Origin of the sequence: Fictibacillus sp. 23RED33 (assembly GCF_015903925.1) — a bacterium.
GTDB classification, from domain to species: domain Bacteria; phylum Bacillota; class Bacilli; order Bacillales; family Fictibacillaceae; genus Fictibacillus; species Fictibacillus phosphorivorans.
In genome coordinates this window covers 1,084,189-1,097,493 of record NZ_JACZDX010000001.1, presented here as the reverse complement: position 1 = coordinate 1,097,493, position 13,305 = coordinate 1,084,189, and the positions used below count along the sequence as shown (strand labels likewise).

At 39.2% G+C, this 13,305-nt stretch carries 16 protein-coding genes; 1 reads left to right on the top strand and 15 read right to left on the bottom strand.

The window, feature by feature from the left end; genetic code table 11:
* Positions 1-10: 10 nt before the first annotated feature.
* The 11 genes from lepB to smc form a co-directional block, all read right to left on the bottom strand.
* Positions 11-562 carry a signal peptidase I gene (lepB, locus tag IHV09_RS05765; protein WP_144700811.1) on the bottom strand — a complete coding sequence of 184 codons (552 nt, stop codon included), beginning with the start codon at positions 560-562 and terminating at the stop codon, positions 11-13.
* An 84-nt stretch (positions 563-646) separates the two neighbouring features.
* On the bottom strand, positions 647-988 hold the full coding sequence (gene rplS, locus IHV09_RS05760; protein ID WP_066393605.1) for a 50S ribosomal protein L19: 342 nt from the start codon (positions 986-988) through the stop codon (positions 647-649).
* A 113-nt stretch (positions 989-1,101) separates the two neighbouring features.
* The gene (gene trmD, locus IHV09_RS05755) at positions 1,102-1,842 is read right to left on the bottom strand and encodes a tRNA (guanosine(37)-N1)-methyltransferase TrmD (RefSeq protein WP_197194450.1); all 741 of its coding nucleotides are present in this window, start codon (positions 1,840-1,842) and stop codon (positions 1,102-1,104) included.
* Positions 1,842-2,357, bottom strand: coding sequence for a ribosome maturation factor RimM (rimM, locus tag IHV09_RS05750; protein ID WP_197127701.1), 516 nt, complete (start codon positions 2,355-2,357; stop codon positions 1,842-1,844). Before rimM ends, trmD begins: the two co-directional genes overlap by 1 nt.
* A gap of 50 nt (positions 2,358-2,407) precedes the next feature.
* Positions 2,408-2,539: a hypothetical protein gene (locus tag IHV09_RS22615; RefSeq protein WP_255520069.1), complete on the bottom strand. Its 132-nt coding sequence runs from the start codon at positions 2,537-2,539 to the stop codon at positions 2,408-2,410.
* A 223-nt stretch (positions 2,540-2,762) separates the two neighbouring features.
* Entirely contained in the window at positions 2,763-2,990 is a 228-nt protein-coding gene (locus IHV09_RS05745; RefSeq protein ID WP_066393598.1) for a KH domain-containing protein, read from the bottom strand.
* 21 nt (positions 2,991-3,011) lie between these two features.
* On the bottom strand, positions 3,012-3,284 hold the full coding sequence (rpsP, locus tag IHV09_RS05740; RefSeq protein ID WP_066393596.1) for a 30S ribosomal protein S16: 273 nt from the start codon (positions 3,282-3,284) through the stop codon (positions 3,012-3,014).
* Between the two features lie 82 nt (positions 3,285-3,366).
* Positions 3,367-4,713, bottom strand: a complete 1,347-nt coding sequence (gene ffh / locus IHV09_RS05735) for a signal recognition particle protein (protein ID WP_197191169.1) — start codon at positions 4,711-4,713, stop codon at positions 3,367-3,369.
* Between the two features lie 15 nt (positions 4,714-4,728).
* Positions 4,729-5,052: a putative DNA-binding protein gene (locus tag IHV09_RS05730; RefSeq protein ID WP_066393591.1), complete on the bottom strand. Its 324-nt coding sequence runs from the start codon at positions 5,050-5,052 to the stop codon at positions 4,729-4,731.
* Between the two features lie 228 nt (positions 5,053-5,280).
* On the bottom strand, positions 5,281-6,264 hold the full coding sequence (ftsY, locus tag IHV09_RS05725) for a signal recognition particle-docking protein FtsY (RefSeq protein WP_197263828.1): 984 nt from the start codon (positions 6,262-6,264) through the stop codon (positions 5,281-5,283).
* Between the two features lie 14 nt (positions 6,265-6,278).
* Entirely contained in the window at positions 6,279-9,845 is a 3,567-nt protein-coding gene (gene smc / locus IHV09_RS05720; protein WP_197263827.1) for a chromosome segregation protein SMC, read from the bottom strand.
* Between the two features lie 226 nt (positions 9,846-10,071).
* On the opposite strand from smc, the gene IHV09_RS05715 reads away from it, so the two are divergent.
* The gene (locus IHV09_RS05715; protein WP_144700821.1) at positions 10,072-10,296 is read left to right on the top strand and encodes a DUF1128 domain-containing protein; all 225 of its coding nucleotides are present in this window, start codon (positions 10,072-10,074) and stop codon (positions 10,294-10,296) included.
* 50 nt (positions 10,297-10,346) lie between these two features.
* Here the strand turns inward: IHV09_RS05715 and rnc are convergent, their stop codons facing one another.
* The 4 genes from rnc to fabD form a co-directional block, all read right to left on the bottom strand.
* On the bottom strand, positions 10,347-11,057 hold the full coding sequence (gene rnc, locus IHV09_RS05710; RefSeq protein ID WP_231607268.1) for a ribonuclease III: 711 nt from the start codon (positions 11,055-11,057) through the stop codon (positions 10,347-10,349).
* Between the two features lie 184 nt (positions 11,058-11,241).
* A complete protein-coding gene (acpP, locus tag IHV09_RS05705; protein WP_066240701.1) occupies positions 11,242-11,475 on the bottom strand; it encodes an acyl carrier protein in 234 nt (77 codons plus the stop codon).
* 146 nt (positions 11,476-11,621) lie between these two features.
* Positions 11,622-12,362, bottom strand: a complete 741-nt coding sequence (gene fabG / locus IHV09_RS05700; RefSeq protein WP_197263826.1) for a 3-oxoacyl-[acyl-carrier-protein] reductase — start codon at positions 12,360-12,362, stop codon at positions 11,622-11,624.
* A complete protein-coding gene (fabD, locus tag IHV09_RS05695) occupies positions 12,355-13,305 on the bottom strand; it encodes an ACP S-malonyltransferase (protein ID WP_197263825.1) in 951 nt (316 codons plus the stop codon). Before fabD ends, fabG begins: the two co-directional genes overlap by 8 nt.

The window sequence follows — 13,305 nt, the reverse complement described above, 5'->3', positions numbered from 1 at the left end:
TTATCTCACCCTACTTTACAAATCCAATATCCTTTAACGGCCAGAAACGGAAAGATGCTTTTCCTAAGATTGTATCATCATCCACAGTTCCAATATTTCGGCTGTCTTGAGAATTTCTTCGATTGTCACCTAATACAAATAGCTGACCTTGAGGAACCTTTTGCTTACCCGTTACTTCAAGTAACTTAAAATCATAAGTGAAGTTTCCATCTTTTGTTTTCTTTTTATACGCTTCTAAATATTCTTCTTTTACCTGTTTACCATTTACATATAGGGTGTCATCTTTATATTCGACCGTATCTCCAGGTAACCCGATTACTCTTTTTATGTAATCCTTTTCTTCGGTTGCATGGAAGACTACAATATCGAATCTTTTTGGATCGCCAATCACATAGGAAAACTTGTTAACGATCAGACGATCTCCGTTGTGCAGAGTTGGCATCATTGATTGTCCATCCACCACGACGGGTGCGAAGAGGAAAAATCTAATGATTCCTGCTAATAATAAGGCTGCCGCTAATGCTTTAATCCATTCCCACGTTTCGTTTTTTGTACGTGCCATTCTTAATCCTCACCATCTCTAGAAATTCCTTACTTATAATATGGAAAAAGGAGCTTGAATAAGTCAAGCTCCTTTCGAGAATTATTAGCGAATTTCTTTAATACGAGCTGCTTTACCGCGAAGTGCACGTAGGTAGTATAGCTTCGCACGACGAACTTTACCACGACGAACTACTTCAAGGTTCGCGATCTTCGGTGAATGTAATGGGAACGCACGCTCCACTCCTACACCGTAAGAAATTTTACGAACAGTAAACGTTTCAGAAATTCCTGATCCACGCTTCTTGATAACTACACCTTCAAAAAGCTGGATACGCTCACGAGTACCCTCGATTACTTTCACGTGTACACGAACAGTGTCACCTGAACGGAATTTTGGTAAATCTTTTAATTGATCTTTCGCTAGATCTGCAATAAGCTGTTGCATAGTTTATTGCCTCCCTTCCCATGGATGTTCTTGCTAAATGATAAAGCAGCGGAACACCGGATTAAACGGGCATAAGCCACAAATAATATAATACCATATAACTCAAACAGTGTTCAAGTTGTTTTATTATCTTTTATCTCATTAAGCCAAATTTCTTCTTCTTTTGTTAACTTGATTTTTTCAAGCAAGTCAGGTCTACGTTCATACGTCCTTCTTAAAGACTCTTTTTTGCGCCATGTTTCAATGTTCTTATGGTTTCCTGACATCAGAACATCAGGAACTCTCATACCTCGAAAATCTGCAGGTCTCGTATATTGAGGATGTTCTAACAAACCTGTGCTGAATGAGTCCTCTTGGTGTGAGGCTTCTTTTCCTAGAACATTAGGAAGCAATCTCCCAACAGCATCTATAACGACCATTGCACCAAGCTCTCCACCGGTTAACACATAGTCACCGATTGAAATCTCATCCGTTACAAGGTGTTTCCTAACACGTTCATCATAACCTTCATAATGACCGCACAAGAAAATAAGATGTTCTTCTTCAGCCAACTCTTCTGCTTTTCCTTGAGTAAACGTTTCACCTTGAGGACATAGAAGGATGATTCTAGGTTTTACAGTTGCCTCTTTCGTTAGATGATCAACCGCATCAAACAAAGGCTGTGGAGTAAGGACCATGCCTGCTCCTCCTCCGTATGGGTAGTCATCTACATTACGATGTTTGTTCGTTGAGAACTCACGGAAATCAATCACTCGAAGTTCTAGTGCATTCTTTTCCTGCGCCTTTTTTAAGATTGATTGACCAAAAACGCCAGAAAACATTTCTGGAAAAAGGCTTAAGACATCTATTTTCATTAGAATAATCCTTCTAATGGCTCAATAACAATCTTTGACTCTTTCACATCCACAGATTTAACAACAGAAGGAATGTAAGGGATAAGAATATCTGATCCAAATCCTTTTCTCTTCACTACCCATACATCGTTTGCTCCAGGAGACAATATTTCTTTTACTTTTCCTAGTTCTTCACCTTCAACAGTGAAAACTGAGCAACCGATGATATCATGATAGAAAAACTCTCCTTCATCTAACGAAACAGACTGTTCTTTAGGCACTTTAAGAAGATTGCCTTTAAAACGTTCTACATCATTTATGTTATGCAGGTTTTCAAACGTCAAAAGATCAAATTGCTTATGTTTTCTATGCGTTTCAATCTTTACAGGTATATGATCTGATCCCATATCTACATATAATGTGTTTCCGATCTTATAGCGTTCCTCAGGAAAGTCAGTTCTAGAGATCACTCTGACTTCTCCTCTAATTCCGTGTGTATTTACAATCTTACCTACGTTCAGCCATTCATTTTCCATATTGATACACTACCTCCGTACAAATTAATCAGTTACTTATAATCTAAATTTTAGCATAAAACTCGATATGTATACTTTTTATAGGCCATTTTCGCACTTTGTTGCCCTTGAAAGTAGTTGATTTCCGTTCCAGGTGCTCGCTTTCCGCGGGGCAGACGGTGAGCCACATTTGTTCGTTTCACTCTTAAGTGTCTCACCTGCCCGCCTGTCCCGCAGGAGTCTCGCACCTTCCACTCCAATCACCTATTCAAAGAAGACAATAAAAAAGAATTAAAAGCAACAGTCCTTTAGAAAATAGCCTTTTAATAAATCGTTACGAAACTTTGTTGAACATAACTTCTTGAATATCTAAAGTTATTTAAGTATTTTAATAAATAAAAAAGGAAGAGGTTTCCCTCATCCTTTTTAGACGATTTCGATTGAAATCCTTTTATTTTGATTCGTTCCAGCTGCATTCACAACCGTTCGAATCGCTTTAGCCACTCTTCCTTGCTTCCCAATAACTTTCCCCATATCTGTCTGGTTAACAGTTAATTGATAAACAAGTCGGTGTCCTTCTTGAACCTCTTTGACGCTAACTTCATCTGGGTGATCAACTAGAGCTTTCACAATTGATTCGATCAACTCTGTCATATCTGTTCCCCTTCGTCAAAATTATTTTTGGTTTTTCGCGTTATGGAATTTCTCCATAAGACCAGCTTTTGAGAATAGGTTACGAACTGTATCAGATGGTTTCGCACCGTTTGTCATCCACTCAAGAGCTTTTTCTTCGTTAATTTTAACTTCAGCTGGGTTAGCAACTGGGTTATAAGTTCCAATCTCTTCGATGAAACGTCCATCACGAGGAGAACGAGAATCTGCTACTACTACACGATAAAAAGGAGCTTTCTTAGCACCCATACGCTTTAAACGAATTTTTACTGCCATTATAACTTGCACCTCCGAAAATAGTTCACACAAAATAATATAATAGTATAAATTGACAGGTTTGTAAACCTGAAAATTCAGTTTACATAAAAGGGAATTTAAATCCACCTTTTTTCTTTTTGCCATTCATCATTCCGGACATTTGTTTCATCATTTTCTTCATGTCCTCGAATTGTTTGATGAGGCGATTTACTTCTTGCACCGTTCTACCGCTTCCTTTAGCGATGCGGCGCTTACGGCTGGCATTTATGATGTCAGGCTGTTCTCTTTCAGAAAGAGTCATCGAACGGATAATGGCTTCAACGTGACCGATCTGTTTTTCATCGATCTGAACGTTCTTGAGGCCTTTCATCTTGTTCGCACCTGGTAGCATGCCAAGTACTTCATCAAGCGGTCCAAGATTTCTCACTTGTCCCATTTGATCAAGAAAATCATCGAACGTGAACGACATATCACGCATCTTCTTCTGAAGGTCGCGCGCTTTCTCTTCATCTACTGAGGTTTGCGCCTTTTCGATAAGAGTAAGCATGTCACCCATTCCTAAAATTCTTGAAGCCATACGATCTGGATGGAAAGGCTCTAAAGCATCCATCTTTTCACCAAGACCTACAAATTTAATAGGAAGACCTGTAACAGCTTTAATTGAAAGTGCCGCACCACCACGTGTATCTCCATCAAGTTTGGTTAAGACAACACCAGTGATTCCTAACGCTTCGTTAAAGCTCTCTGCTACATTCACAGCATCTTGACCAGTCATTGCATCTACAACTAAGAAGATCTCATCAGGTTTTGAAATTTCTTTTACCTGCTTCAACTCATCCATCAGCGTTTCATCAATGTGTAAACGCCCCGCTGTATCAATAATGACATAATCGTGATGATCTTCTTTTGCTTTTGCGATAGCTGATTCAGCAATTTTGACAGGACTTACTTGATCTCCCATCTGAAACACAGGAAGATCCAATTGCTTTCCTACTGTTTCTAATTGCTTGATCGCAGCAGGACGGTAGATGTCAGCTGCGGCCAGTAGCGGTTTACGATTTTGCTTTTTGCGTAAATGATTTGCAAGCTTTCCTGTTGTTGTTGTTTTACCAGCACCTTGCAGACCAACCATCATAATAACAGTTGGTGGTCGGTTGGAAACGGCAATCTTGCTTTGTTCCCCACCCATGAGGGTTGTCAGTTCATCGTTAACAACTTTTACTACTTGCTGTCCTGGTGTCAGACTTTTTAATACTTCTTGACCAACAGCACGTTCAGATACTTTTTTCACAAAATCTTTTACTACTTTAAAGTTAACGTCCGCCTCAAGAAGAGCAAGGCGTACTTCCCTCATCATTTCCTTTACATCCGCTTCATTTACTTTCCCTTTTCCACGAATTTTTTGTAAAGTGTTCTGAAGACGGTCGGCTAAACCTTCAAATGCCATCTCACTGAACGCCTCCTATTCCATATTTTCAAGGCGATCGATAATTGCAATTACGTTATCAGGCTCAGAATTCAGAAGCTCTCTTAAAGATGACAGCAACTGATCACGTTCCTGAAACTTTGCAAAAAGCCCTAACTTTTCTTCATATTCTTCCAGCATCGCCTCTGTCCGTTTAATATTATCATAAACGGCCTGGCGGCTGACATTATATTGTTCAGCAATTTCACCGAGAGAATAATCGTCCAAATAGTACAAACCCATATAATTCTTCTGTTTAGGGGTTAATAATGCTTGGTAAAAATCAAATAGATAATTAATTCTCATTGTTTTATCTAGCATTTTTCCACAACCCTTGTTAAGTGAAATGCCTTTACGTGATTACTATACAACTCATGGTTTTAGATGTCAAGTTTTTTTCTTAACAGAGAAGATTTGATTTAGTACTAAAAGAGTTTTGAATCTATATTGACTAGATTTGGCTTTATATTGACTAAATCCAGCTTGTGCAACTTTTTTTATCTATAAAAAAGCCTTTTAGCTCTAAATAGAGCTAAAAGGCGGTAAATTTTATTCTTCTTCTTCTGTTCCTGCAAATAAACCATATACAAACTGATCAGCATCAAATTCCTGCAGATCATCAATCTTCTCACCAAGTCCCACAAACTTGACTGGAATATCTAGTTCGTGACGGATTGCTAAAACGATACCGCCTTTTGCTGTTCCATCAAGTTTAGTTAAAACTAAGCCCGTTACATCTGTTGATTGACCGAATGTTTTTGCCTGATTCATTGCATTCTGACCTGTTGTAGCATCAACTACAAGCAAAACTTCATGAGGAGCACCAGGAATCTCTCGTTCGATGACACGTTTCACTTTTGAGAGCTCGTTCATCAGATTCACTTTATTTTGCAGTCTACCAGCTGTATCACAAAGCAGTACATCCGCTTTCCGAGACTTAGCAGCCTGGATGCTGTCGTAAATAACAGCTGCAGGGTCTGCTCCTTCATGATGTTTGATAACATCAACGCCAGCACGTTCTCCCCATACTTCAAGCTGATCGATCGCACCTGCCCGGAAAGTATCTCCGGCCGCTAGAATCACTTTCTTACCATCTGTCTTCAACTGATGAGCAAGTTTCCCGATCGTTGTTGTTTTACCAACACCGTTTACTCCTACGAACAGAATTACTGTCATTCCATCAGTCTGTAAGTTCAGTTTATTATCGGTTTCTTCTTTTTGAAGCATTTCAGCTAATTTCTCAGTAATCGCTGATCGAAGCTCCATTGGATTTTGAATGTTTTTAGTTCGTGCAACATCTTTAAGTTGATCAATAATGTCAAGTACGGTATGAACCCCAACATCCGCTCCGATCAAGATCTCCTCTAATTCTTCAAAGAATTCTTCATCCACTTTTCTAAATCTCTTGAGTAGGTCGTTAACTTTAAATGAAAAAGAGTTCCTCGTTTTCTCTAGTCCACTCTTAAACTTTTCCGATGATTCCTCAGATTGCTGAGTTGAGAATTTTTCTTTTAATCGTTTCAAAAAACTCACTATCAATTTCCTCCCTATGATGTAACAAGTTCTTTTGTTTCTTCTAGTCTTACGGAAACAAGCTTCGAGACACCAGACTCCTGCATGGTGACTCCATAAAGTACATCCGCTTCTTCCATTGTACCTTTACGATGCGTAACAACGATAAATTGTGTCTCTTTACTAAATGCTCGTAAAAATTTAGCGAAACGATTTACGTTCGCATCATCAAGCGCTGCTTCAACTTCGTCTAAAATACAGAACGGAACAGGTCTGACTTTTAAAATTGCAAATAGTAAGGCAATAGCAGTTAAGGCTCGTTCTCCACCAGATAATAGGCCTAGTTGCTGCAACTTCTTGCCAGGTGGCTGCGCCATGATGTCTACACCCGTTAATAGCATATCATCTGGCTGAGTTAAAACGAGGTCAGCTCGACCACCACCAAACAACTCTTTAAAAATTACACCAAAATGGGAACGAATAGAAGTAAATGTCTCTTCAAAACGGTTCTTCATCTCTTCGTCCATTTCGGAGATCACGCCATAAAGTGTATCCTTTGCCTCTGTTAGGTCGTTTCTTTGTTCTGTAAGAAAATCAAAGCGCTGGCTAACTCTGTCGTATTCTTCGATCGCACCAATATTTACTGCCCCGAGCTCTTCGATCGCCATTTTGATCAGCTTTACTTTTCGTTTTGCGTCTTGTAGCGGTATCTCCAATCGATGCTTCAGCTTCGCACCTTCATATGAAAGTCCATATTCTTCTCTAAGATGAGTAAGTCTTGATTCTAGTTCAACATCGAGACGATTAATACTAACTTCTTCTGTTCTAAGTCCATCATGAAGTTGCTTATATTGCCTTTTTGCCTCTTTTAGTCCGATCTCCATACTTTCGATCGATCGGAAAGAATCCGTTCTTTCTTTTCTTCGTTCTGCAATTAATTTCAATGCATTGTTCTTTTCATGTCTTCTCTGTTGAATCTGCTCATCAAGAGAATCTTCACCAGAAGAGCTTGAGTTCATCTCTTCCTCAAGAAGCCAATAATCTTCTTCTGTTTCTTTGCTCTTAACTTCCACTTCGTGAAAATCTTCTTGAATTCTTAAGCACTTTTCACGCTGATTGGCAACCTGTTGTTCGAGTTCGGCTGTTTTAATCTTCAATAGTGTTAGTGCTTCTCTGAGTTCTTCTTTTGAGCTCTGATTATTCTTCTTTTTCTCTGTCAGATCAGCAATCGTCTTTTCAAGTTCTTTCCCAAACTTCAAAGCAAGATCGAGTTTCTTTTGAAGATCAGTGAGACGACTATCTGCAGCCGATCTTTCAGATTCATAGGAATTCTTTTCGCGATCATACAGCTGAAGTCTATCGTTTAAACTCTTCTCTTCCATTTCAACTTCTCGTAAAGAGGCTTTCAGCTCTTGTTCTTGTTCTCTTAAGAGCTCTCCTTCCGTTTGAAGGGATTCAAGTATTTCTTTCTTCTTGATTACTTTAGATCGTAATTCATTTACTTTTTCCTCTAGTTGAAGAGTTTGCTTCTCCATTGTCCCCACTTTATCCGTAAGAGAATCAATCTCTCTTTGTCTGCTCAGTAGAGAGTTGCTTTTTTGTTTCAGACTTCCTCCAGACATGGAACCTCCAGGAGACACGACATCTCCTTCAAGAGTAACGATCCGATAACGATAGCTCACTTGCTTTGCAATCTTGTTCGCACCAGCTAGATCTTTGGCAATGATAATATTTCCTAATAGATTGCCTACTATATTTTGATATTTAGCATCAAACGTAACAAGGTTTGCAGCAATCCCTACAAATGCTTCGATAGAGCTTGCCTGGTGAGCATCTGCACTAGAGATCTGTCGCGGTTTAATCACATTCAAAGGTAAGAAAGTGGCTCTTCCTGCTCTCGTTTGCTTCAAAAATTGAATGGCTTTCATGGCATTTTGTTCATGATCTACAACAATATGCTGCATAGAAGCGCCTAGAGCCGTTTCAATCGCCGTTTCAACTTCTGAAGGTACCGATAAAAGCTCAGCTACTGCGCCTTCAATACCAGAAAGCTTTGTATCTTTCGCTTTTAAAACCTCTTTAACTCCTTGCATGAAACCTGCGTATTCGTCTTGCATCGATTCAAGCATCTCTTTTTTAGATTTGAACTGCTGAATAAACTGATACGCTTGATACAATTTATCTTGAAGTGTTCTCGTTTCCTGATCCTCGATCGATATTTCTGATTTTAATGTTTGATATTCTTCTTGCTTTGTTTTCAATTGCGTTTCAGCTGCTTGATAAGCAGCTTCAGCGTTTCTTCTTGTTTCTTTTAATCTTTCTCTTTGGTCCAGGTATTTAGTATTCTCTTCATCTAAACGAGTGCTCTTTGAGCTCTGCTGTCTAGCCTGGTCCTCTAAATAACGCATCTCGTTCTTAATCGTTGTTTGTTCGTTCAAGCGCTCGAAATAATCACTTTTTAATTTTTCTAGTTCTGCTTCAACGTCCATCTCGAGAACAGACAATCGTCCTTCCTCGTCTTTCACTTGCTTTTTTATGCTTTTTAGTTGTTTTTCTTTATCTCGTAATGAGTCTTTTTCAACACTAAGTTGTTTTCCTAATCCTTCCTTTTTCGCCTTGTAAAGCTGAATTTGTTCTAAAAGCGCCGTTTTATTTTGATCGTAATTCTTTTTACGTTCTTTTAAAACTTCTTTCTTTCCTTCTAGCTTTTCCAACGTCTCACTCGCTAAAAGAAGGGCATTTTGCAGTTCGTCGATCGATTCATCCATCGCTTGCATATCAAGTCTTGCTCTTTCGATCTTGGTTTCGCCTTGTTTCACTTTTGCTGAAAGAATTGTTTCTTGCTGTTGTAGTTCTGCAACAAGTTCTTTCTGCTTTTCCCATCGAACGTGCAATTCTTCGATCTCTTGAACAAGTACAGCTGTTTCAACGACCTCAAGCTCTTCTTTCTTCTCAAGATAATCTCTTGCAATGGAAGCTTGGATTTTGAGAGGCTCTACTTGACCTTCTAATTCGTGTAGTATATCTTCTACACGATTCAGGTTTTCTTGGGTTTCAGTGAGTTTCGCCTCCGCTTTTTGCTTTCGGGTCTTGTACTTTAAAACACCTGCAGCTTCTTCAAAGATCTTTCTGCGCTCATCAGATTTGCTGCTTAATATTTCTTCTACCCGACCTTGTCCGATTATAGAGAATGCTTCTCGTCCAAGTCCAGAATCCATAAACAGCTCTACAATATCTTTTAAACGACACTGTTGTTTGTTGATTAAGTATTCACTGTCTCCTGAACGATACACTCTTCGCGTGATCGATATTTCATTGTAATCAAGCGGCAGATGCTGATCCTCGTTATCTAACGTAAGTGTAACTTCAGCCACATTTAATGGTTTACGGTTATCACTACCTGCGAAGATGATATCTTCCATCTTAGAGCCGCGCAAAGACTTCGCTGACTGTTCACCCAGCACCCACCGTACAGCATCTGAGATATTGCTTTTACCACTACCGTTAGGGCCAACAACCGCTGTAACCCCTTGTACAAATTCAACTTGTATCCGCTCTGCAAATGATTTAAATCCTGCTACATCAATTCGTTTGAGGAACATCATTAAATCCCCCTTTACTTCTCACATTATGCTTTCCCGTATCTATAATTTCGGGCGCTCTATTTTTAAATGGTGTATGTATTCTTTAACCTTTATATTTTATCATAGATTCACTCATCCATAGTCACAAAGATTACAGTGTGCTAAAATGAAATGTGTTTGGACTTAATATATGCATGTTAGTAAAATCTCACATGAAGATATGTGGATAAAAAAGGAGCCCACCATGGACTTGACGACTCAAAATCATGAGAACTTATCATTTATGATCGAAGGATTAAAAAAGAAGCTGCAACTCGTTAACAGCGGCCTCATCCAACCAGAAGACTATGAACTCTCAAAGTACGAAGACATTAAAGAACTTTATGATATGGTCATGAAGATGCCATCTTTCAGCATTCGGGACATGGAAGGCATCGTTGAAGAACTCGCTTCCCTTAAAACAAAGTAACAGAAACCCCCTCACACGGCTTATCGCCTAATGTTAAGGGGGTTTTTTGTTTAGCTCTTTTTAGAAACTCTCTCTATCGCTTCTTGTGCAGCATGCTGTTCAGCTTCTTTTTTGGATCTTCCATACCCGATTCCGAAACTCGCTTCATTCAATCTTACCTCAGACACAAACTCTCGATTATGTGCTGGTCCTTTTTCTTGAATGATACGATAGTCGATATGACCTAACCCTTCACGCTGAACGTATTCTTGTAACTGACTTTTAAAATCCATCACATGAGAAAAAGCACCTTCGTTTATTCGTGGTACCACATACTGATTTAAAAACTCTTTTACCTTTTCGAGTCCTTGATCTAGATATAGCGCTCCAATAAATGCTTCAAAAACATCTGCTAAAAGGGCTGGTCTTGATCTTCCTCCAGTATTTTCTTCACCTTTTCCCAATAAAACAAACTCACCAAAGTGTAAGTCGTTTGCAAAAAGAACTAATGATGGCTCACATACGATAGCTGCTCTAAGTTTCGTAAGCTCACCTTCACTCATATTTGCAAATTTGCTGTATAAATATTGAGATATGGTCAATTCAAGAACGGCATCACCTAGAAATTCAAGTCTTTCATTATCCTCAAACGTTCTTCCTCGATGCTCATTCACATATGATGAATGCGTAAATGCCTGAGCTAACAATTTTTCATTCTGAAACTTAATGTTTAAACGCTCTTGTATCGGGGCTACTTTTTGAATGCGCACCTTATCATCCATGCCCTTTTTGGAAGCAGATTTAAACCGATTTTTCACTGTTTTCTTTTGAGTTGAATGTTGTTTTGAACCTTTCATAAACTTCCTCCAAAAATCTCGTAAAAGGGCTATTTTGCTATTGATTTTTTTCCTGTTAAAAAGGGAAGAAAGCCCCGCTATTTTGCACGGGACTTTATCCGTCTTACACTTATTGTTTGCTGTTTATGTAATTTACAACGTCACCAACAGTTGCAATCTTCTCAGCATCTTCGTCAGAAATTTCTAGTTCGAACTCATCTTCAAGTTCCATTACTAGTTCAACTACATCAAGAGAGTCAGCACCTAGATCTTCTTTAAAGGAAGCTTCAGGCTTAACCTCAGATGCATCAACACCTAAACGGTCCACAACAATCTTTGAAACTCTATCTAAAACATCTGCCATTTTGTGTGTCACCTCCTTTCAATAGTATATTCTTTTTCCCATTAAAAAACTAGAGGGATTTATAGTCATTAAAGGTTCTTTTCTTATGATTTCAACTTTTGATTGATGTACTTCTAAAAACAGCCTCATTTAAAGTTTTATGTTTACTACATCACCATTCCGCCGTCGACATGGAGTGTTTGGCCAGTGATATATGAACTTGCATCACTCGCTAAGAAAGCTGCTGCCGATGCGATATCATCAGGCTGTCCAAAACGCGCAAGTGGAATGTTTCGAAGCATTTCAGACTTGATTCCTTCTTCTAGTTTACCCGTCATATCCGTCTCGATAAAACCTGGTGCAATCGCGTTAACCGTGATTCCTCTTGAAGATAGTTCTTTTGCAGCTGTTTTTGTTAGCCCGATCACGCCTGCTTTTGCAGCTACATAGTTAGCTTGGCCAGCATTACCAGATACACCAACGATAGAAGCAATATTTATGATGCGTCCTTTTCTTTGTTTCATCATCTGTCTTGTAACAGCTTTTGTAGTCAGGAATACACCTTTAAGATTTGTATTAATAACCGCATCCCAGTCTTCTTCTTTCATTCTCATCAATAGGTTATCTCTAGTAATTCCAGCATTATTTACGAGAACGTCAAGACTCCCAAACTCATCAACAACTGTTTTTACCATATTCGTCACATCTTCTGACGAGGAGATATCCGCTTTAATGGCAAAAGCAGTCCCTCCGTTTTCTTTTATCTCATTCACGACTTCATTAGCCTTAGCTTCACTACCAGAATAATTCACCGCTACTTTAGCACCGTTTCTTGCAAAATACAAAGCGATCGCTCGTCCAATTCCACGAGATGCACCTGTAACTAAAACTGATTTTTCATTAAGCATCGACAGACTCTCCTTTTAGTTTCTCAACGGCCATGTTAATCGTCTCCAGATCACTTACAGCGATTACGTTAGCTCTTCGATTTACCTTTTTAACTAATCCTGAGAGTACTTTTCCAGGTCCGATCTCTACAAACGTATCAACACCTAAATCCATTAACTCACGAACCGTCTCTTCCCAACGAACTGGTGAATACAGCTGTTCGATCAACTTTCCTTTAATTTCATCACTATCGGTAATAGCTTTCGCCGTTACGTTAGCGATTACAGGTGTTTTTGCTTCATTTATCACAATTTGATTTAAAATTTCGTTGTACTTCTCCGCAGCAGGTTTCATGAGGGAGGAATGAAACGGTCCACTCACCTGAAGTGGAATCACTTTTGCTCCTTCTTCTTTAGCAAGAGCACTAGCTTTTTCAACTCCGCCTACGGTTCCAGAAATAACGATCTGCCCGGGACAATTAAGATTTGCAACTTGCACGCTCTCTTCACCGTTAGAAACTTCTGTAGTTATCGCTTCTAATCGTTCTTGATCAAATCCAATCACAGCAGCCATCGTCCCTACACCTGCAGGAACAGCTTCTTCCATGAGCAACCCTCTATTTCTAACGGCGTAAACAGCATCTTCAAAAGAAAGGCTGCCCGCTGCAACAAGTGCAGAGTACTCACCAAGACTATGCCCAGCCACATAATCCGCTTGAATTCCACGCTCTTTTAACAGTTCAAGAACAGCTGTTGAAACCGTTAATAACGCCGGCTGTGTATTTTCTGTTCTTTTGAGGATATCTTCTGGTCCTTCAAAAATTATATCTGAAAGCTTTATAGAAAGTTTTTCATCAGCTTTGTCAAAAATAGCTTTTGCTGATGCCTCCTGAGATACTAGCTCTTTACCCATTCCTACTACTTGAGAGCCTTGTCCTGGAAAAAGAAAAGCGATTTTCCCCAT